22 protein-coding genes and 1 pseudogene are annotated in these 18009 nt (G+C 60.3%); 15 read left to right on the top strand and 8 right to left on the bottom strand.

The features are described 5' to 3' along the window. The first annotated feature begins 28 nt into the window (after positions 1-28). The 8 genes from AC1DNW_RS14280 to AC1DNW_RS14245 all read left to right on the top strand — a co-directional run bounded on the left by AC1DNW_RS14280 (position 29) and on the right by AC1DNW_RS14245 (position 6248). A complete protein-coding gene (locus AC1DNW_RS14280; RefSeq protein WP_113311010.1) occupies positions 29-385 on the top strand; it encodes a metalloregulator ArsR/SmtB family transcription factor in 357 nt (118 codons plus the stop codon). Further along, complete coding sequence (locus AC1DNW_RS14275; RefSeq protein ID WP_113311009.1) at positions 382-912, top strand: arsenate reductase ArsC; 531 nt, start codon at positions 382-384, stop codon at positions 910-912. The genes AC1DNW_RS14280 and AC1DNW_RS14275 overlap by 4 nt, the downstream gene beginning before the upstream one ends. Further along, the gene (gene arsN2 / locus AC1DNW_RS14270) at positions 912-1355 is read left to right on the top strand and encodes an arsenic resistance N-acetyltransferase ArsN2 (RefSeq protein WP_113311008.1); all 444 of its coding nucleotides are present in this window, start codon (positions 912-914) and stop codon (positions 1353-1355) included. The genes AC1DNW_RS14275 and arsN2 overlap by 1 nt, the downstream gene beginning before the upstream one ends. Further along, entirely contained in the window at positions 1352-2056 is a 705-nt protein-coding gene (locus tag AC1DNW_RS14265) for an MIP/aquaporin family protein (protein ID WP_113311007.1), read from the top strand. Before arsN2 ends, AC1DNW_RS14265 begins: the two co-directional genes overlap by 4 nt. Then, positions 2053-2481 (top strand): arsenate reductase (glutaredoxin), encoded by a 429-nt coding sequence (gene arsC / locus AC1DNW_RS14260; RefSeq protein ID WP_113311006.1) that lies wholly within the window; start codon positions 2053-2055, stop codon positions 2479-2481. Before AC1DNW_RS14265 ends, arsC begins: the two co-directional genes overlap by 4 nt. Beyond that, a complete protein-coding gene (gene arsH / locus AC1DNW_RS14255; protein WP_162748600.1) occupies positions 2456-3181 on the top strand; it encodes an arsenical resistance protein ArsH in 726 nt (241 codons plus the stop codon). Before arsC ends, arsH begins: the two co-directional genes overlap by 26 nt. Further along, a complete protein-coding gene (gene arsK, locus AC1DNW_RS14250; protein WP_477853222.1) occupies positions 3178-4413 on the top strand; it encodes an arsenite efflux MFS transporter ArsK in 1236 nt (411 codons plus the stop codon). Before arsH ends, arsK begins: the two co-directional genes overlap by 4 nt. Positions 4414-4703: 290 nt before the next feature. Then, on the top strand, positions 4704-6248 hold the full coding sequence (locus AC1DNW_RS14245; RefSeq protein ID WP_113311004.1) for a DHA2 family efflux MFS transporter permease subunit: 1545 nt from the start codon (positions 4704-4706) through the stop codon (positions 6246-6248). 23 nt (positions 6249-6271) lie between these two features. Here AC1DNW_RS14245 and AC1DNW_RS14240 read toward each other — a convergent pair whose 3' ends face one another. Then, positions 6272-6733 (bottom strand): MarR family winged helix-turn-helix transcriptional regulator, encoded by a 462-nt coding sequence (locus tag AC1DNW_RS14240; RefSeq protein WP_113311003.1) that lies wholly within the window; start codon positions 6731-6733, stop codon positions 6272-6274. Positions 6734-6848: 115 nt separating this feature from the next. On the opposite strand from AC1DNW_RS14240, the gene AC1DNW_RS14235 reads away from it, so the two are divergent. Further along, positions 6849-7226 (top strand): nuclear transport factor 2 family protein, encoded by a 378-nt coding sequence (locus AC1DNW_RS14235; protein WP_113311002.1) that lies wholly within the window; start codon positions 6849-6851, stop codon positions 7224-7226. A 59-nt stretch (positions 7227-7285) separates the two neighbouring features. Here AC1DNW_RS14235 and AC1DNW_RS14230 read toward each other — a convergent pair whose 3' ends face one another. Next, entirely contained in the window at positions 7286-7960 is a 675-nt protein-coding gene (locus tag AC1DNW_RS14230; RefSeq protein WP_477853219.1) for a TetR/AcrR family transcriptional regulator, read from the bottom strand. A 136-nt stretch (positions 7961-8096) separates the two neighbouring features. On the opposite strand from AC1DNW_RS14230, the gene AC1DNW_RS14225 reads away from it, so the two are divergent. The 3 genes from AC1DNW_RS14225 to AC1DNW_RS14215 all read left to right on the top strand — a co-directional run bounded on the left by AC1DNW_RS14225 (position 8097) and on the right by AC1DNW_RS14215 (position 10815). Continuing rightward, positions 8097-8837 carry an SDR family oxidoreductase gene (locus AC1DNW_RS14225; protein WP_113299194.1) on the top strand — a complete coding sequence of 247 codons (741 nt, stop codon included), beginning with the start codon at positions 8097-8099 and terminating at the stop codon, positions 8835-8837. 180 nt (positions 8838-9017) lie between these two features. Continuing rightward, positions 9018-9176: a hypothetical protein gene (locus AC1DNW_RS14220; protein WP_477853217.1), complete on the top strand. Its 159-nt coding sequence runs from the start codon at positions 9018-9020 to the stop codon at positions 9174-9176. 115 nt (positions 9177-9291) lie between these two features. Beyond that, on the top strand, positions 9292-10815 hold the full coding sequence (locus tag AC1DNW_RS14215; RefSeq protein WP_113311001.1) for a hypothetical protein: 1524 nt from the start codon (positions 9292-9294) through the stop codon (positions 10813-10815). Between the two features lie 93 nt (positions 10816-10908). On the opposite strand, the gene AC1DNW_RS14210 is transcribed toward AC1DNW_RS14215, so the two are convergent. From AC1DNW_RS14210 to AC1DNW_RS14190, 5 genes and pseudogenes are all read right to left on the bottom strand, one after another. Next, positions 10909-11679, bottom strand: coding sequence for a glucose 1-dehydrogenase (locus tag AC1DNW_RS14210; protein ID WP_113311162.1), 771 nt, complete (start codon positions 11677-11679; stop codon positions 10909-10911). Between the two features lie 167 nt (positions 11680-11846). Next, positions 11847-12038, bottom strand: a pseudogene (locus AC1DNW_RS14205) (gamma carbonic anhydrase family protein); the annotation flags it as partial. A gap of 75 nt (positions 12039-12113) precedes the next feature. Beyond that, entirely contained in the window at positions 12114-12386 is a 273-nt protein-coding gene (locus AC1DNW_RS14200; RefSeq protein ID WP_113311000.1) for a hypothetical protein, read from the bottom strand. A 178-nt stretch (positions 12387-12564) separates the two neighbouring features. Continuing rightward, positions 12565-13341, bottom strand: a complete 777-nt coding sequence (locus tag AC1DNW_RS14195; RefSeq protein ID WP_477853214.1) for a molybdopterin-binding protein — start codon at positions 13339-13341, stop codon at positions 12565-12567. Then, entirely contained in the window at positions 13338-14198 is an 861-nt protein-coding gene (locus tag AC1DNW_RS14190) for a cytochrome b/b6 domain-containing protein (protein WP_113310998.1), read from the bottom strand. The genes AC1DNW_RS14195 and AC1DNW_RS14190 overlap by 4 nt, the downstream gene beginning before the upstream one ends. Positions 14199-14432: 234 nt before the next feature. Between AC1DNW_RS14190 and AC1DNW_RS14185 the strand changes: the two genes are divergently transcribed. From AC1DNW_RS14185 to AC1DNW_RS14175, 3 genes are all read left to right on the top strand, one after another. Then, entirely contained in the window at positions 14433-15131 is a 699-nt protein-coding gene (locus tag AC1DNW_RS14185) for a DUF1223 domain-containing protein (protein ID WP_113310997.1), read from the top strand. 456 nt (positions 15132-15587) lie between these two features. After that, positions 15588-16439: a hypothetical protein gene (locus AC1DNW_RS14180; protein ID WP_113310996.1), complete on the top strand. Its 852-nt coding sequence runs from the start codon at positions 15588-15590 to the stop codon at positions 16437-16439. 1 nt (position 16440) lies between these two features. Next, positions 16441-17367, top strand: coding sequence for a pentapeptide repeat-containing protein (locus AC1DNW_RS14175; protein WP_477834688.1), 927 nt, complete (start codon positions 16441-16443; stop codon positions 17365-17367). Positions 17368-17473: 106 nt separating this feature from the next. On the opposite strand, the gene AC1DNW_RS14170 is transcribed toward AC1DNW_RS14175, so the two are convergent. Continuing rightward, a complete protein-coding gene (locus tag AC1DNW_RS14170) occupies positions 17474-18004 on the bottom strand; it encodes a gamma carbonic anhydrase family protein (RefSeq protein ID WP_477834690.1) in 531 nt (176 codons plus the stop codon). Between the last annotated feature and the right edge of the window lie 5 nt (positions 18005-18009).

Below are 18009 nucleotides of genomic sequence, written 5' to 3'. Positions count from 1 at the left end.
GTTTCAATCATTCAAGGATTGTTGAAATATGGATCAACGTCAAGCCCTCATCGCGTTCGGCGCATTGTCCCAGGAAACGCGACTGCACATCATCCGCATGCTTGTCGTCGCCGGCCCTGACGGCATGGCGGCCGGCGCGATTGCGGAGAAGCTCGAAATTTCGCCGTCGAACGTGTCCTTCCATCTGAAGGAACTGGAACGCTCCGGCCTGATCGCGCAGCAGCGCGAATCCCGCTCGATCATCTACTCGGCGAATTACGAGGCGCTCGGCGGCCTCGTTCGCTTCCTGATGGAAGACTGCTGCTCCGGTCACCCGGAAATCTGCGCGCCTGCCGCCGAGGTCGCGGCCTGCTGTACCCCTAAAATGGAGGAGGAACTGCAATGACTACAGACCGCGTTTACAATGTGCTCTTTCTCTGCACGGGCAATTCGGCCCGTTCGATCCTGGCGGAATCCATCCTGAATACGGAAGGCAAAGGCCGCTTTAGGGCTTATTCGGCTGGCAGCCAGCCGAAGGGCGAGGTCAATCCGCATGCCCTGAAGGAGCTTGAAGCGCTCGGCTATCCGACAACGGGCTTCCGCTCGAAAAGCTGGGACGAATTCGCCGAAGCGGGTGCGCCTGAGATGGATTTCATTTTCACGGTCTGCGACAGCGCCGCCGGCGAAGCCTGCCCGGTGTGGATCGGCCATCCGATGACCGCCCATTGGGGCGTCGAAGACCCCGCGGCGATAGAAGGCAGCGAAGTGGAAATTGGCCGCGCCTTTGCCCAGGCCGCCCGTTTCCTCAAGAACCGCATCATGTCCTTCATCAGCCTGCCGCTCGCCTCGATCGACAAGCTCGCGCTGGAAACGCACCTGCGTCAGATCGGCACGATGGAAGGCGCCAGCATCAAGCAGCCCAAGGCGAGCTGATGGGTTTCGATCTTAATCAGCAGCCCTTGGAAGGCCATGACGAAAGCCTGCGCGCCGCACTTGCCGGCGCCGGGCTTCCGGTCGATGACCTCACGGATGCCGGCCGAAGCTTCTACCGGTTTTCGCGCGACGGCGAGACGGTCGGCTTCGGCGGGCTGGAACTCTATGGCGAGGCGGCACTTCTGCGATCCATCGTCGTGCTGTCCGATCGGCAAGGTTTCGGTTTCGGCCATGCGATCACGCTCGGCCTGCTCGATGAGGCTCATAGGAAAGGTGCCGGTGTCGCCTATCTGCTGACGGAATCAGCCGCCTCTTTCTTTCAATCGCTCGGCTTTCGTTCGATTGCCCGCGATGAAGCGCCGACCGCCATCCTGACGACGCGGCAGGCCGCAAGCCTGTGCCCGGCATCCGCCGCCCTGATGGTTCGGAGCCTGCCGGCATGAGTGCGGTGTTTCCTCTGTCGCGGCGGTTGGTCGCCGAAGCGCTCGGCACGCTGTTGCTCGTGGCAACCGTCGTTGGTTCCGGCATCATGGCCGATAACCTGACGGACGATACGGCACTTGCGTTGCTCGGCAATACGCTGGCAACAGGGGCGATGCTGGTCGTGCTGATCACCATCCTCGGCCCGATCTCCGGCGCGCATTTCAACCCAGTCGTCTCGATGGTCTTCGCGCTCCGGCGTGAACTGCCAGCTTCGTCGCTTCCGGCCTACATAATCGCGCAGATCGTCGGTGGCATTGCCGGCACGATGCTTGCGCATGGCATGTTCGCACTGCCCTTGCTGCAGGCGTCGGAAACCGTACGATCAGGCGGAGCGCAATGGCTCGCCGAAGTGACGGCGACCTTCGGGCTCGTCTTCGTCATCCTCGCCGGTATCAGGTTTCGCGCCGATGCCGTGGCGTGGCTGGTCGGCCTCTATATCACCGCCGCCTACTGGTTTACCGCTTCCACCTCGTTTGCAAATCCTGCGGTCGCGATTGCCCGGTCGCTGACGCACACATTCTCCGGCATTCGCCCGATCGATCTGCCAGGCTTCATCGTCGCCGAAATCCTCGGCGCATTGCTGGCGCTGATGCTCGCCGGATGGTTGCTGATGGAAGCCCGCAATCCCAAAACCCTCACCAAAACGGAATCCGCCTCATGACTATTGACGTCACGATCTATCACAACCCGGAATGCGGCACTTCGCGCAACACGCTGGCGATGATCCAGAACGCCGGCATTGAGCCCACCGTGATCGAATATCTGAAAAACCCGCCGTCGCGCGACGTACTGGTGAAGATGATTGCCGATGCCGGTTTGAGCGTTCGTGGTGCGATCCGTGAAAAGGGCACGCCCTATGCGGAGCTTGGCCTCGACAACCCCGATCTGACGGACGAGCAACTGCTCGATGCGATGCTGAAAGATCCAATCCTGATCAATCGCCCCTTCGTGATTACGCCTGTAGGCACGCGCCTTGCCCGTCCCTCGGAAGTCGTGCTCGATATCCTGCCGGAGACGCATAGGGGTGCCTTCACCAAGGAAGACGGCGAGAAGGTGCTCGATGCCGAGGGCAAGCGCATTGTCTGATCTGCCAGCCGCTTCGCAGGAGCATCTGCGCCAGCCTGATCTGGCGCAGCTTCGCCCGGCATTCTCCACGCATAAGCCGCGTATCCTCATTCTCTATGGGTCGCTGAGAACGGTTTCCTACAGCCGTTTCCTTGCGCATGAGGCGGCGCGGTTGCTCGAACATTTCGGCTGCGAAGTGCGCATATACAATCCCGAGGGATTGCCGCTGCCGGACGACGCACCGGTGACACATCCCAAGGTGCAGGAGCTGCGGGACCTGTCGCAATGGTCCGAAGGCCAGGTCTGGGTGAGCCCGGAGCGTCACGGCGCGATGACCGGGATCATGAAGGCGCAGATCGACTGGATTCCGTTATCGGTGGGATCGGTTCGGCCGACGCAGGGCAAGACGCTTGCCGTCATGCAGGTCTCAGGCGGTTCGCAATCCTTTAACGCGATCGGCCAATTGCGCATCCTCGGCCGCTGGATGCGCATGATTACTATCCCCAACCAGTCGTCGGTGGCGAAGGCCTTTCAGGAATTCGATGCCGAAGGCCGCATGAAACCCTCATCCTATTACGATCGCGTCGTTGATGTTTGCGAAGAGCTTGTGAAATTCACGATCCTGACGCGCGACGCCTCTCATTACCTCACCGACCGCTACAGCGAGCGGAAGGAAGAGGCTGAAAAACTAGAAAAGCGCGTGAGCCTCAAATCCATATGACCACGACCATTGCCGAAAGACCGCCCGTCGCCGCCATCCTCGCCCTCGGTCTGACACAGATCATCGGTTACGGGTCGCTCTATTATAGCTTCAGTATTCTCGCGCCGAGCATGGCGCGGGATTTGAACTGGTCTTCGGAATGGATATTTGGCGCGCTGTCGGCCGCGCTCCTTATCGGCGGCCTTGCCGCGCCGACAATGGGAAAATGGATCGATCGCTTCGGCGCCGGCCGCGTGATGACGGGTGGCTCGGCGATCGCCGCGGCGGCACTGGCGGCCTGTGCCCTCTCGTCCGGCAAAATCGCTTTCGTCGCCACACTGATCGCCATCGAGACGGCATCCAATCTGGTGCAATATGGTGCGGCCTTCGCACTGCTGGTGCAGATCAGGCCGAAGGTTGCCCAGCGCAGCATCACCTATCTGACGCTGATCGCCGGCTTTGCCTCGACTATCTTCTGGCCGATCACGACCGCGCTCCACGCGCATATGTCATGGCAGGCGGTTTATCTCTGCTTTGCCGCGCTTAACATCGCGGTCTGCCTGCCCATTCATGCCTGGCTGGCCTTCGGCGCCAGCAAGAGCCGCAAAGACGCTGCCGGCGGGCCGACAAGGCATGTGGAACCCAGCCTTGCGCCATCGATCCGCACGCCTGCCTTCGTGCTGATGGTGACGGGCTTTGCGTTGGAAAGCTTCGTCAACGCCGCGCTTCTCGTCCACATGGTTCCCGTGCTGTCAGGACTTGGTCTTGGCGCCATGGCGGTGATGGTCGGCACGCTGTTTGGTCCCTCGCAGGTGTTGAGCCGCTTCACGAACATGCTCTTTGGGGGCGGCCTCTCGCAGTTGACTCTGGCGCTTATCTCCGCGGTGCTGCTGCCGGCGGCGCTGGTCATACTGATCGTCACGGCCCCGTCCGTACCTGGCGCACTGGTGTTCGCGGTGATCTTTGGTCTCGGCTCCGGCCTGAGCAGCATCGTGCAGGGAACGCTTCCGCTGGCGCTCTTCGGCAGTGAGGGTTACGGCAGGCGACAGGGACAGGTGTTGGCGATCCGGTTGGTCATCTCGTCGACTGCACCGTTTATCCTGGCGTTCCTGATGGAGAACATCGGGGTGTCGTGGTCGCTCACGGTTGCGGCCATCGTCGGTGCCGTTGCCGTCCTCGCGTTCATCGCGATTGGCCGGCTGGCGCAGTTGCTTGACCGATCGCATCACACTCTCGGTCGTGCAGAGACCTAGCCCCGGATCCCCCTTCGGCGCGTCAGCAACTTTCCGCACTCGCTCCCTTCGTTCTCGCCTTCGGCATCGCGCATATCCGCATTGACACATCGCTCGGCGTCACGGCCACTCTCGGCGGGCTTTCGATCATCGTTTTTCATTGCGGCAATCCGGTAGTGGCATCAGCCGGGCACCACCTCTTTGTGATAGGCACTTTCGTACTTTTCCCATTATGTTTTGGCATGCCGTTCTGCGCACTGCTATTGTCCGCCGCCGCACGCATTTGCCGGAACTGCTTCCAGGACCACTCCATGCCCGAACGGTCTGAACTCGTTTTGTCCGCCGCTCCACCACTTCGCAGGTGGATCGGATTTCTGGCGATGTGTCTCGGCATGTTCATGGCGATCCTCGACGTTCAGGTCGTCGCAACGTCGCTTCCGACCATCCAGTCCGCACTCGCTATCCATCCGGATCAGATGAGCTGGGTGCAGACCGCCTATCTCATCGCCGAGGTGGTGGCGATCCCGCTGACGGGGTTTCTCACCCGCCTGCTGACGATGCGCTGGCTCTTCGTGACGTCGCTGTTGCTGTTCGTGATCGCCTCGGCGGGCTGCGCGGCGAGCGACAGTTTCGGCGAACTTATCGCCTGGCGCGTCATCCAGGGCTTTTCCGGCGGTACGCTCATTCCCTCGGTGTTTTCGGCGGTCTTCATCCTGTTTCCGGATGAGCGGCAGGCGCTTGCGACGACGATCGCCGGTGTTCTTGCGGTTCTTGCGCCGACCGTCGGGCCGATCGTCGGCGGCTGGCTGACGGAGACCTATTCGTGGCACTGGCTGTTCCTGATCAATGTCATTCCCGGCATTGTCGCAGCGCTCGTCGCCATGCGCTCGCTTCCGCGCGAGGGCGTCAACCTCGCCGAGCTCCGGCATCTCGATGCCCTGTCACTGCTGTTGATGGCGGCGAGCCTGGCAGCACTGGAACTCGGCCTAAAGGAGGCGCCGACGAGTGGCTGGACCTCGCTTTATGTCGCCGGCCTCATCTGTCTGTCGGTGGTCTCGGGCTGCGTCTTCGCGTGGCGGTCGCTCAGGAGAGCCATACCCGTGGTCGAGCTCAGGAATTTCGGCGACCGGAATTTTCTGGCGGGCTCGGCAATGAGCTTCATTCTCGGCATCGGCCTCTTCGGCTCCGTCTATCTCATGCCTGTGTTCCTGGCCTTCGTGCGCGGGCACAATGCTCTCGAAATCGGCATGACGATGCTGGTGACGGGCATTGCCCAGCTCGTTACCGCGCCGATCGCCGTGGCTCTCGAAAAGCGGACGGATCCTCGGTTGCTGTCGGCTGCGGGCTTCACGCTCTTTGCCATCGGCATCGGCATGAGCGCCTTTCAGGATCCGCAGACCGATTATGAGGCGATGTTCTGGCCGCAGATCATCCGCGGCATCGCCATCATGTTCTGCCTGCTGCCGCCAACGCGCCTGGCACTCGGCACCTTGCCACCGGAGCGCATTCCCGATGCCAGCGGCTTGTTCAACCTGATGCGCAACCTCGGCGGCGCAATCGGCATCGCGCTGATCGACACGATCATCTACACGCGCTCGGACCCGCTCGGCCAAGGTCTGTGGGATCGGCTAAAGGCAGGAGACGTCGACGCAGCAGCTTTCGTCGGCGCGCCGCTGCAGGCGATTGCCGGGCACCAGGGGGAGTTCGATGCCGATACGACATCCATCCTCGATCCGCTGGTGCAGACGGCGGCAACCGTTCAAGCGTTGAACGAGGCATGGCTGGTGGTGGCGGTGCTGACGGCCTGTGCGCTGTTGTGGGTGCCGTTTGCGAGGAAGGTGGAGTCAGCCGCATGATGGTCAGCGCAGAGGGTCAGAAACTACGGGTCGCGTGAGTTCGGATCGGCACCGGCGATTTTATCCAGATTGGCGATCAACCGCGTCAGCAGGCTGACGAGCTGTTCCGATTCCTGATGTGTGAAGCCATCCAGCGCGTCGCGGTTGCCTTGAAACAGGGTCGCTATCGCCTCGGGCATGCTTTCCCGCGCGGCCTCAGTCAGCATGATGCGGCTGCTTCGGCCGTCAGCCGGGTCGGGCGTGCGCTCGATCAGGCCATCCCGCTCCATGCGGGCGAGCATCTGCGCCATCGGCGGTTGTTCCACCTTGGCAAAGCGGGCGAGATCGCGCTGCGTGCTCGCGTTGCCGTTTTGCAGCGCGACCAGAACCGGCAATTGCCCGACACCGAAGCCCAGCGGTTTGAGACGGGATTCACTGAGGCGGGTGAAGCCGCGCGCCGCGAGGCTGATGAGATGCCCCGGTGTGGAAAGCACGTCTTCACTCATTGCATTTCGCTCCCTGTCCGCCGTTGACTGCAAACTATATATGTACGTATGTAACTGTGCTGGCGGTGTTGGTCAATGTCGACCGAACCCCGCTCAGTTATAAAGAGGAAACAGCATGTCGGAAAAACAGACGCAACTGATCAAGCGCATCTATGAGCGTTTCAATGCGCGGGATATCGACGGGGTGCTTGCCGTCCTGGCCGATGATGTCGCCTGGGCGAACGGCATGGAGGGCGGCCATGTTCATGGGCGTGAGGCGGTTCGGGATTACTGGACACGCCAATGGGCGATCGTCAGCCCGCATGTCGAGCCGGTCGCGTTTCAGGAGGTGGACGATGGTGCCATCGAGGTCGAGGTGATCCAGAGGGTATTCGATCTCGATGGCCGGCCGCTGGAAGGGCAAGATCATGGCCTGAAAGACAAGACCGTGATGCATATCTTCCGCATGGAGGACGACAGGATCATCCGCTTCGACATCGGCGAGGTGGATTAGGCCGGGAAGGGCGGTCATCCCCGCCTCATGACCACTTCAGGCTCATGCCCGTCGTCGCGCTATGATCGTCCTCCCGTGCGGGCGTCCCATCCGAGCATCGAGACCTCGGCCACGGATTCCAGTTCGCTGCTGCTTGCTCCATCGCGGGCGAGGATCGACATGCCGTTCTGGACGGTCTGCACGAAACGGGCGAGGCCGTGAATGTCGGTCGAGGCTGGAATTTCGCCTGCCGATACCGCCTGGGTCAGGCGCAGCTTCAGAAGGTCGAGCGTGACGGCGCGGGCGGTTCGCACCAGTTCGCCGAGTTCGGCATGGCCTTCGCTGCCGACCGAGGAGAGGGCCACCATGCAGCCGAGCGGAATATCGACGACGGAGCCGGTCAGGACCGCCGCCGAGTCCATGAGAAGCGCGTTGACGGCTTCGCGCGCCGTGGGGGCGGCGCGAAAGCCTGCCCAGACAAGCGCCTCGTTGGTCTCCTGGTAGTAGTTCAATGCCTCGGCATAGAGCGCCTCTTTCGAGCCGAAGGCCGCGTAGAGGCTTGGCGATCCGATGCCCATCGCCTCGGTAAGGTCGGTGATCGACGTCGCCTCGAAACCTTTTTCCCAGAACAGGCGGGTCGCCTTCGCGAGCGCAGCTTCCCGGTCGAAGGCACGCGGCCGCCCGCGGTTGCGGGTGGCTGTCGTCTGGTTGGCCGTCATATCCTGGGCTTGCGGCGTCTGGTCGGATTTCTGCATCGGTCACTATATAAACCCGCCGACGCGCCTCGACAACAGCTCCATATATTTTGTGTCGATCGATACAATATTCTTGACGGGCGCGTTCGGCGTCCCTAGCTAATTCTGTGTCGATCAATACAGAAAGGGACGATTGATGACTGAACTCGCTGGAAAACGTGCTCTCGTGACGGGCGCATCGCGTGGGATCGGCGCTGCCATTGCGGTGGCGCTCGCCGAAAAGGGCGCCGATGTCGCCATCACCTATGAGCGCTCGGCCGATCGCGCCGCCGAGGTCGTTCGCGCTATCGAGGGCAAGGGCAGGCGGGGATTTGCAATCCAGGCCGACAGCGCCGATCCGGCGGCCGTGAAGCGCTCGGTGGAGGAGGCGGCTCGCGCGCTTGGTGGTCTCGACATTCTCGTCAACAATGCGGCAATCGCGCTTTACGACACGATTGCGGGCTTCAGCGTCGCGCAGATCGATGCGCTGCTTGACGTCAACGTGCGCTCGCCGGTGCTCGCCGCGCAGGCCGCCATTCCCCATCTGCAAGCCGGAGGCCGCGTCATCAATATCGGCTCGGCCGGCGCCGAACGCATCGTTGGCGACACCGGCACGGTGTATTACATGACGAAATCCGCGCTGCAGTCCTTCACGCGTGGTCTTGCCCGCGAACTCGGACCTCGGGATGTGACCGTCAACCTGATTCAGCCGGGATCGACCAATACGGACATGAACCCGGCCGACGGGGAATATGCCGACTTCCAGCGCGCCCTGATACCGCTCGGCCGCTACGGCGAGCCCCACGATGTGGCGGCTGCCGTCGCCTTCCTCGCAAGCCCCGCCGCAAGGAACATCACAGGCGCCATCCTCAATGTGGATGGCGGCTTGAACACCTGAGGGCTTCTGGCTTCGGGAAGATCAGCACCAGGAAGAGGCCGGCCGGTGCCGGCCTTTTCCGCATCCTTCGAAAGCGCTGGCAGAGGAGATGCATGCCATAGTTCGCCGCTCGCCTTATCGGGAATGGTCGATCCACCCTCGATCGGCGCAAACTGATCCGGTGGTCGGCAGTCAGTCGAGGTGATCCAGAGGGTATTCGATCTGAATGGCCGGCCGCTGGAGGGGCAGGATCATGGCGTGAAGGACAAGACCGTTATGCACAATCTGGACGCTTTCAGGGAGGGCGCCGATACCGGGGCAGCCGTGGTCGCTGCCAGAGAAGTCTGCACCTTTTTCTAGAATTTATCGACGGTCCATGCTATTTGTGCGTTTAGCGTTTATTTGCATTCATCCATTCCAAAGCATCCGATGATTCAACCCAAGCTGCAGGGCATGTCTGGGAAAGGTCTTTGCTATGCGACCGACGGAAATCGATGTCACTTTCGCGCTTTTCCAGCTGCAGGTACGCACCACGGAGGACTCCGGCGGTGACGAGCCTTACATGTGGATACTGGGTTTCAAGGCCGATGCGGATACGATTGGTGCGCCGCCGCCCGGCACCCTATTGCCTTCGATCGGGGTAAAGACATTCGAGGGTGCTCCGGCGAGCCCGTGGCTGCTAGGCACCGGTGATGTGAACGCGCCGGCGACGCTGCCGATTCCGGCGGCGCTGGGGACGCGGTCATTCCGTCTTCGGCCGGCCCTGCTGGAGATAGGCAGCTGGTTTCCAGGCCTCGCCGGAATGGTCGCCTTGCTTTGGGATCAGGACGCATTCTCGCCCAGCACATCGGAGGCGGGGCACAAGAAATTCAACAAGGTGTTTGGACCAGCGCTGTCGGCCGAGCTGACGAAGCTGATCGCCGGCGGGTACGACAGCGAATTGTCGCGCGACGCGAACGGCATGGTGGTCGCCCCGATAGACGGGATCCAGACGCGGCTCGACCGGCTGGGCGACGCTGCCGCACGCAAGAACGCAGTCAAGGCGATCACCAGGGCGGTGAGGGACGCAATTTCCGGCCAACTGCGCGATGCGCTGTCCGATGCCGCCGGGCTGGACGAGATTATCGATCCCGACGACCTGCTCGGCATCGATGCGGTGGTCTTTCTCGGAAACGAGTTGAGCGCGGCAGCGCGTGACTTCGAGATGAAGTTTACCGACGACGAAGCCGACTATCTCGCAAAGGGCCACGCGTCCGCGACGCCGGTCAATCTGGCAAGGCTGGATTCGGCAGTGACTGATGTCGTGCGGCGCCTCGATCGCCAAGTTCAGGTCAAGATGCGGGTCTGCTGGTTCCCTGAGAAACAGTATAGCGCGCTGGCCTACCGACTGAAGACGACGACACGCTACGACCTTCACCTGCTGAAGGGCGGACCGATCTTTGAGGTGCGCTGGTTCATCGACGGCCAATTGCTCAAGGACGGCGAGGGCAGCGTCACTGTCATGTTCGAGGCGGTGGACGCCTATGTCGGACCGCCGCAGGACCAGCTTTCGAGCTTCTACACCGGCGGCAACGGAACGCTGAAATATCGTTATGCCGGCCCGGTGCTGGAGGTGTGGAACGAGGACGGCAACGGGGTTTACTTCGGCAAGGTGCGCGCCGTCTTTGCCTTCGTGGGCGACCCGTCGCTAACGCCGCCTGGCGCATCGCCGACGGTGGAGGCCTGGGCTCGGCGCGGCTACGACCAGACCAACGACCTCAGCGTCATGGCGGTCGAGCTGGTCATGGACGCCGCCTACGAGGCAGACATCAAGCAGTGCAAACGGATCGTGGGGGAAATCGACCGAAAGCACATCGCGGTCAATTTCGGCAAGCTGTTCATCAATCCAGGCGATCCCCCGCCTTTCCGCCAGGACTTGCTCGATCGGGCGACCGCGCAAGCGCGCGTGACGAATGCGGCCGGCGTGCAAATCACCGTGCGCCCGAAACTGCAGCGATAGGCCGCCAAACCCCAGATGGGAGGCGGGAGGGGAGGCAGTACGAGTAGTTCTCCTCGTTTGCATAAGACTTTTGCTGCAGGGGCCGCCTCGGCCTCAGGCGACGGACCATCCACCGTCCACCAGCAGGTTTGCGCCGGTGATCAGGCTCGCAGCCGGAGATGCAAGGAAGACTACGGCACCCACCACATCATCGGTTTCACCGATCCGACCGAGTGGAATGTGACCGAGTGTCGCTTTGCGATTGTCGGCATCGGATAGAAAAGGTGCTGTACCGTCGGTGTGAATGAACGTCGGCGATACGGTATTTACGGTGATATCGTAGCGTGCCCATTCGGCTGCAAGGCAGCGCGTGAGGTGATTAATTGCCGCCTTGCTCATGCAATAGATTGCCTCGCCACGCAGCGCCACGGTACCGGCCTGTGAGCTGATGTTGATGATCCGGCCCCCATTGCGCTTGATCATGTGACGGCCAACGGCCTGCGTCATCAGAAAGGTGCCCTTGACGTTGACATCGAGTATCTCGTCAAGGTCTTTCTCCTCAACGAGTTCCGCAAGATTGCCCGGAGCCACGCCGACATTGTTGACGAGGACGTCGATCCGACCGAACGTAGCAAGCGCCGCGTCGACGGCCTGTGCGATATGGGTCTTGTTGGGAATGTCCAGTTCAACCGCGAGAACTTTTCGTCCCGTGCCCTCGAGTTCGGCAACCAGGCCCGCCGAGGCGGCGACATCACGGACCCCCACAACAATATCGGAGCCTGCTGCGGCACAGGCAAGTGCGCAAGCTCGACCGATGCCACGGCTCGCTCCCGTCACCAAAGTCACCTTGCCCGCAAGGCTGAAGTCCGGCGCGTTCTTCTGCATCATGATGCCTCCCTCGATGAAGCTCATTTATGCCAGCGTCGGCTTGCGGACGCCAGATGTTCCGCACATACCAATGAGCTTCCCCAGCGTCTCGGGCATCCCGAGCGCTGCTCGCCCGACGGATTGCGCCGACGCATCAGGGCTGCTTTGCCCATATCCGGCATAAGCTAATCGATCCGCTCCAGATCCCGTGCAAAGCGCTGCCAGTTGCCGACATATTTCTTCGCGGACTGGGTGATCTTCGCGATCGCCTCGTCGTCCAGCGTGCGGATGGCCTTGGCCGGTGTGCCGACGATCAGGGAATTGTCGGGGAATTCCTTGCCTTCGGTGATGAGCGCATTGGCGCCGACGAGGCAGTTGCCGATCGTGCAGCGGCGTTCATGCCGATGCCGGCACGGGCAGCCCCAGGGCCGCCCGCATCGCTCTGACACGCTTCACATGTTGCTCATGCTTTTCATGGCTTTTTCCATGTGCATCTTGCATTCTTCCATCTTGTTGGCCTTCATGGAATCCTTGGCCATCATCATTTCCTTGGACGCCATTTCCTTCTTTGTCTTCATGGCAGGATCCTTCATGGCATCCATGTTGGCCTCCATTTTCATCATGGAAGCCTTGTCGCATTTCGCCGACATCATCGCGTCCTCTGCCAAAGCGGGCAGCGCGAAAGCCGCTGCCAGGACGATTGCTGCTACTGTGCATTTCAACATGACCTTCTCCTCCTTGTGGGCGCCATTGCCCTTTGCAAGACTGTCCCGCGGCAAGACTGTACGGAGGCACGAGTGCCTAGAGTGTTTCCGTTTTTCTTCGAATCACGGAAACACTCTATCTCTTTGTTTTCACGCAATTCCGGACGCAAAACCGCTACGCACTTTTGCTGGAATTGCTCTAGATTCCCGCGTACCACTCGTAGCCCCGGTCTTCCCAGAAGCCGCCCTTGCCGCCCCACAGGCCGGCGAAGCTGTCCTTGATCTCGATCCGCATCAGATATTTGGCATGTTTGTAGCCAAGGTGGCGCTCGACGCGCAGGCGAAGCGGGGCGCCGTGGGCGACCTCCAGATCCTTGCCGTTCATCTGGTAGGCGAGGATGGTCTGCGGGTGGAAGGCGTCGATGAGATCGATGCTCTCGTAGTAGGTTCCGCTGCCGTCCAGCGTCTGTTCAAGCTGGTCTGCGCAGTAGAAGACGGCATAGCGGGCCTCAGGCTTCAGCCCTACGCTCTGCAGGAGCGGTCCGAGGGGCGCGCCCGTCCACTTGCCGATGGCGCTCCAGCCCTCGACGCAGTCGTGCCGGGTGATCTGGGTGCGTGAGGGCAGCTTCTTCAGATCTGCGAGCGAAAGCTCGACGGGACGCTCTACCAGCCCGTCAATCTTCAGTCGCCAGTCGGCGAAGCCGGTTTCCATCATCTGCGCATAGGCTTCGCTGTCGGGCTGGCTCGTGCCGTTCGGCCGGAATGTCGGCGAGATATCGGCTTCGGAAAATTCGCGCGCCAGCTTGTCCTTGGGAACGAGCAGCCGCTGGCTTCTCATCGTCAGCGTCTCGGCCATTTCGAGAACGGACTGGACATTGGCGTTCTGGACGACATCGTCGCAGCCGGTCAGGCCGAATGCACCGAGGCCGGTAGCCGATCCGATCAACAGGTGGCGGCGTGTGATGGAGAAGGTCATCGATCGTCCCTTTCGGTTTCGATCACGTAACGGCCCGTTATCATCGAGCGCATGTTGTTCCAGAGGCCGGACAGGATCACCATTGCGACATGCACGAAAACGAAGAGGACGATCGACCAGGCGCAGATGAAGTGGATCGACCGGGCCGATTGCCTGCCACCGAAGAGGTCGAGCAGGAAGGGATAGCCGGCATCCATGCCGGGTGACATGGTCAAGCCCGTTGCAAACATCAGCGGCAGCAGGATGAAGATGACGATCAGGTAGGCGAGCTTCTGCAGCACATTGTAACGCTTTGCCTTTTCACCCTTGGGGAAGCGCAGGCGCGCGTGGTCGGCGATCTCCTGCCCCAGATGGTGCGGCGAGATCTCTTCGCTGCTTGGCGCCAGATCGCGGCGGAAATGGCCTGACAGAAAGCCGATGAGCGCATAGATCGATCCGTTGATGACGAAGAGCCAGGCAAAGAACAGATGCCAGCGGCGGCCGGTTGCGAGGTCCTGATAGCTCGGAATGGTGATCCAGGAAGGGAAGCCACGCTCGGTCGCGTCATCGCCCGTTCCCGAAACGCCGAGAATGCCTGTTGTCGTGATCTGCAGATTGCCGATGCGAAGCACGCCGCGCGTGCCGCCATCCTCTTCGACGGCACTTATCGACAGCCATGACGGATCTGCATCCGCACCGTACTGGCCCCAGTAAAGCGCCGGATGGGCATTGAAAATCTGCAGCCCGCTCATCAAAAGCAGGCTGAGACAGAGAACGTTGACCCAGTGTGTAAGGCGGGTCGCCACCGAGTGCCGGCGAATGACTGTTGTCATCGGGCCTGTCGGTGTGGCCTGGCTGTGATCGTCGAGTGTCGCCATGATCGTTTTCGATGTCCGGTACCGTCGCGTTCCTACAGCCTGTACGTAGGCGACGCGGGATTTGTTACAGGTGTCCCGAAGTTTTTTCTTTGCAGCCGGGAACCTGCCGCCGGGAAAGGCCGACGGCGCGGCCTTTCGGCATCCGGCCGATGCCGTCACAAATGCGTGAGGCTGTAACGAATGGCGTTCCACCTGCGAAGGAGGGCGAGATGCACGTCATCAGGGAGCACCGCCATGAAACATTCAGCCGCGTTCAATCTTGCTGTCATCGCAGCAGTCTTTGCTTTTGGTTCCACCGCTCAGGCCTCCGCTGGGCAGTCGCCAGCGGTCGTCGAACTGTTCACCAGCCAGGGCTGTTCCTCATGCCCTCCGGCCAATGCCAATCTCGTCAGGCTCAGCAATGATCCGAACGTGCTCGCCTTGAGCTTCTCGGTGACTTATTGGGACTATCTCGGATGGAAGGATATTTTTGGGAAGAAGGAATTCACCGACCGGCAGGTGACCTATGAGCCTGCACTTGGCCAATCCGGCCCTTTCACGCCGCAGATGGTGGTCAACGGCCATCAGTCGACCGTCGGCTATGATCTCAACGAGATCCGGCGCGTGATCGCGTCCGAGCCCGCACTGTCCGGCCCCGGGATCGAGCTAGCCCGGGACGTGGCCGTCATCGACGCTGCGAAGGGCCGGACCGCCGCGGCCGACGTGTGGCTCGTCCGCTATGCTCCGGGCACCGTGGAGGTTCCGGTCGCCAGGGGCGAGAATGCCGGCGAGACATTGCCGCACGCTCATGTCGTTCACGAGCTGACGCGTCTCGGCACCTGGGACGGCAAGATGCTGAAGCTGCCGATCCCGGCTGCAACCGGCGACCTCAAGAGCGCTATTATCGTCCAGGAGCCGGAAGGCGGCAGGGTTCTCGCCGCAACGACCGACTGAAAACCGTCTCGCTGGCAGATCCTCCCGCGGTCGCCTGCGATCCGCCCGCGGTCGGTTTCAGTCGATCCGCTCGAGATCCCGCGCAAAGCGCTGCCAGTTGCCGACATATTTCCTCGCCGACCGGGTGACCTTGGCGATAGCCTAATCATCCAGCGCGCGGATGGCCCGCTAGACATAAAACCTTTACTGATTACAGAGTGTTTTGAGAGTAAACGTAAAGAGTTTCTATGTCTGATCTGATCTCTCCAAGTGCAATGACGAAATTCTATTTTTATCGATGCGTGAGTAATAGTATGGAGTTTTATACCGAAATCGAAATGTAGTTTTCTATGTAAAGAAAACAGGGTGGAGTGGCGACTTAACTATAGAGCCAAGCAATATTTAATACAACGTATCTCGCGAGGCCCAAGAAAAAATAGTAAAGTACAGACGGCTGCGGAAGCGCGAGGGCGGGCGATGTTCTGGAAGAAGACGGGACGTGGAGAGATCAGCAGAGAAGCCCTGGCAGAGACCGACGTTGTATTTCCTGATTTTTCGGCTGCTCAGCGTACTGCAGAGGGGTTTATCCTTGTCGGGACTGTGCACTTCAATCCAGGAGCAATCGATTTTGATGAAGGTCGTGCTGAGTTCGCTCTCACTCGTGGGCGCATTAGCGCGCACGGGCTGGGTTGCGCGTGTGAACCCGAGAGTATTGCATATGTCGTCCACTCGGAGGAAACACAGGATTTGAAGGTGAAGGTAACGAAAACACGCGATAGCGAGAAGGGTGGGGAGGCGCAAGTCGAGGCGCAGGCTGAAGTAGGTTTATGGAAGGGTGTTTCGGCTGAGGGCAAGGCGGATGGTAAGCTGCGGCATGCATTCGGCAAACACGAGGTGCATGAGTTGACCGAAGAAACGGAAGGCAAGAGAAGCCTTATCACAGCATTCTTAAAGAAGCGCATGAACGGTAAGGTCGGGCAGATTGATTGGCTCATCGAGCCAGATCCTCTCATTCCTTTTGAGACCTCGAGCGGCAATGTTTCTGTGCTTATCGGCGAGCGAATGCGGTCCGCAAGCGAAGATGCAGGTTTGGCTAGAGTTTTGATGATTGAGCCCGATGGCTGTATCGAGATGCGGTTGGAGGTGCGTGCGCGCGATTTTCACTGGACTGAAATCGAGTTCAATGAATATAGCCCCATACATCAGTATGGAAAGCGATTGGTCGATGGGCGAGAAAAGCGCGACATCGTAGGGCGCTTGGCGCTCGGCAAGATCCTCGCGGGCACGGTGATGTTGCAAAGGCTTCCGTTGAAATCGGGAGAAAACTGACATGCAAAGATTAGAGGCGGCGGTAGAGAGACTCTATGAGGCTTGTTCGGACACGGACAGCCTTGCGCGGCTGGCTGAGTTGGCAGGGCTTGTGCCCGACGTAGATTTCGAAGGCGCCGACTTGCGAGAGCTGAAAGTCGCTGGAGAGGATTTGACAGCGTTCAGCTTCCGGGACGCGGATCTTCGCGGCAGTGATATGAGGGGCGCGCGGTTGAGCCGGACCGCGCTCGAAGGCGCATTGTTGGAAGGTGCTCGACTAGACGAAATCGTCTGGGTGGGGGGGGCCGAGTTAGACCGCCGACTGTTGGGCGGGAGTGGTAAAAACTGGTCCGAGATATCAGCGAAAACTTTGGAGGATTGGATCGCGCGAGTTGCGCCAGTGGATGGCAAATACCGTATGAGCCCAGAGACGACCCGAGGCTTTCAGCGAGGACTGCCGTTTTACGAAAATACGAAGATGTTCGCATTTACCGACGAGAGCTGGGGAAATAGGGATCTTGTAATCTATTATCTTCACGATGAAGGCGAGATATTTCGTCTCAATGGGACGAGCCCGCCAATTCATGAGGTGAACGCTAAGGCGCCGATTCACCTCAGTGAAGATAACATATTGGACTATGTTCGTTTTTTCTGCTCGATGGTGCATGGGGAAGAGGGGCCGTTTTGCGTTTTAGAAACGGTCGACGACCCATTTTTGCCAGAGGAGATGGACGACAAAACGCGTCATGTAATTGCGCGTTCAGCGCGTTCCGCAACTTATGACGGGATGACCGAGAGCGGAAATTATCTGGTGGCTGCGACTCTCTTTTATTCAAATGCTCTCTTTGTCGCTAATTTCGTGGTGGAGCCCACAGGCATGATTAGGATGAACGATGACGAGCCGGTGGCGACTGACTTGCCTGTGCGCATTAAAATGCCTCTTGCGTGACTCCAGTGATTGACCATCGGCCTGCTCCCATGATCGTCCTTCTTAAGGAAGGGCGTTCAAAGAACTTCAAGAGTTGCAATAAATAAGCTGATCCAGTCTCCGGCGCTCAGTCGATCCGCTCGAGATCCCGCGCAAAGCGCTGCCAGTTGCTCACATATTTTCTCGCGGACTCGGCGATCTTTGCGGCCGCCTCGTCGTCGAGCGTGCGGATTGCCTTGGCGGGCGAGCCGACGATGAGCGAATTGTCGGGGAATTCCTTGCCTTCGGTGACGAGCGCATTGGCGCCGACGAGGCAGTTGTTGCCGATTCTGGCGCCATTCAGGATGGTGGCGCCCATGCCGATGAGCGAATTGTTGCCGATCGTGCAGCCGTGGATGATGGCGTGGTGGCCGATAGTGCACATTTCACCGATCGTGGTGGGGAAGCCGGGGTCGGTGTGGACCATGACGCCTTCCTGAAGATTGGTGGCCTTGCCGATTGATATGGGTTCGTTGTCGCCGCGCAGCACCGCGCCGAACCACACGCCGACCTGTTCGGCAAGTTCCACATGGCCGATCACATGCGCATCGGGGGCGATCCAGAAGGTGCCGTGGGGTGGTAGTTTCGGTCTTACACCTGCGAGCGCATAGATCGCCATTTTCG

The organism is Rhizobium sp. 05L429 (assembly GCF_056397645.1).
Note: the sequence above shows the minus strand (reverse complement) of the source record. Positions and strands in the feature narration are given on the sequence as shown.

Coding starts and splice junctions, on each gene's coding strand:
- AC1DNW_RS14280 (WP_113311010.1), top strand. CDS start 29: ATGGATCAACGTCAAGCCCTCATCGCGTTCGGCGCATTGTCCCAGGAA.
- AC1DNW_RS14275 (WP_113311009.1), top strand. CDS start 382: ATGACTACAGACCGCGTTTACAATGTGCTCTTTCTCTGCACGGGCAAT.
- arsN2 (WP_113311008.1), top strand. CDS start 912: ATGGGTTTCGATCTTAATCAGCAGCCCTTGGAAGGCCATGACGAAAGC.
- AC1DNW_RS14265 (WP_113311007.1), top strand. CDS start 1,352: ATGAGTGCGGTGTTTCCTCTGTCGCGGCGGTTGGTCGCCGAAGCGCTC.
- arsC (WP_113311006.1), top strand. CDS start 2,053: ATGACTATTGACGTCACGATCTATCACAACCCGGAATGCGGCACTTCG.
- arsH (WP_162748600.1), top strand. CDS start 2,456: ATGCCGAGGGCAAGCGCATTGTCTGATCTGCCAGCCGCTTCGCAGGAG.
- arsK (WP_477853222.1), top strand. CDS start 3,178: ATGACCACGACCATTGCCGAAAGACCGCCCGTCGCCGCCATCCTCGCC.
- AC1DNW_RS14245 (WP_113311004.1), top strand. CDS start 4,704: ATGCCCGAACGGTCTGAACTCGTTTTGTCCGCCGCTCCACCACTTCGC.
- AC1DNW_RS14240 (WP_113311003.1), bottom strand. CDS start 6,733: ATGAGTGAAGACGTGCTTTCCACACCGGGGCATCTCATCAGCCTCGCG.
- AC1DNW_RS14235 (WP_113311002.1), top strand. CDS start 6,849: ATGTCGGAAAAACAGACGCAACTGATCAAGCGCATCTATGAGCGTTTC.
- AC1DNW_RS14230 (WP_477853219.1), bottom strand. CDS start 7,960: ATGCAGAAATCCGACCAGACGCCGCAAGCCCAGGATATGACGGCCAAC.
- AC1DNW_RS14225 (WP_113299194.1), top strand. CDS start 8,097: ATGACTGAACTCGCTGGAAAACGTGCTCTCGTGACGGGCGCATCGCGT.
- AC1DNW_RS14215 (WP_113311001.1), top strand. CDS start 9,292: ATGCGACCGACGGAAATCGATGTCACTTTCGCGCTTTTCCAGCTGCAG.
- AC1DNW_RS14210 (WP_113311162.1), bottom strand. CDS start 11,679: ATGCAGAAGAACGCGCCGGACTTCAGCCTTGCGGGCAAGGTGACTTTG.
- AC1DNW_RS14200 (WP_113311000.1), bottom strand. CDS start 12,386: ATGTTGAAATGCACAGTAGCAGCAATCGTCCTGGCAGCGGCTTTCGCG.
- AC1DNW_RS14195 (WP_477853214.1), bottom strand. CDS start 13,341: ATGACCTTCTCCATCACACGCCGCCACCTGTTGATCGGATCGGCTACC.
- AC1DNW_RS14190 (WP_113310998.1), bottom strand. CDS start 14,198: ATGGCGACACTCGACGATCACAGCCAGGCCACACCGACAGGCCCGATG.
- AC1DNW_RS14185 (WP_113310997.1), top strand. CDS start 14,433: ATGAAACATTCAGCCGCGTTCAATCTTGCTGTCATCGCAGCAGTCTTT.
- AC1DNW_RS14180 (WP_113310996.1), top strand. CDS start 15,588: ATGTTCTGGAAGAAGACGGGACGTGGAGAGATCAGCAGAGAAGCCCTG.
- AC1DNW_RS14175 (WP_477834688.1), top strand. CDS start 16,441: ATGCAAAGATTAGAGGCGGCGGTAGAGAGACTCTATGAGGCTTGTTCG.
- AC1DNW_RS14170 (WP_477834690.1), bottom strand. CDS start 18,004: ATGGCGATCTATGCGCTCGCAGGTGTAAGACCGAAACTACCACCCCAC.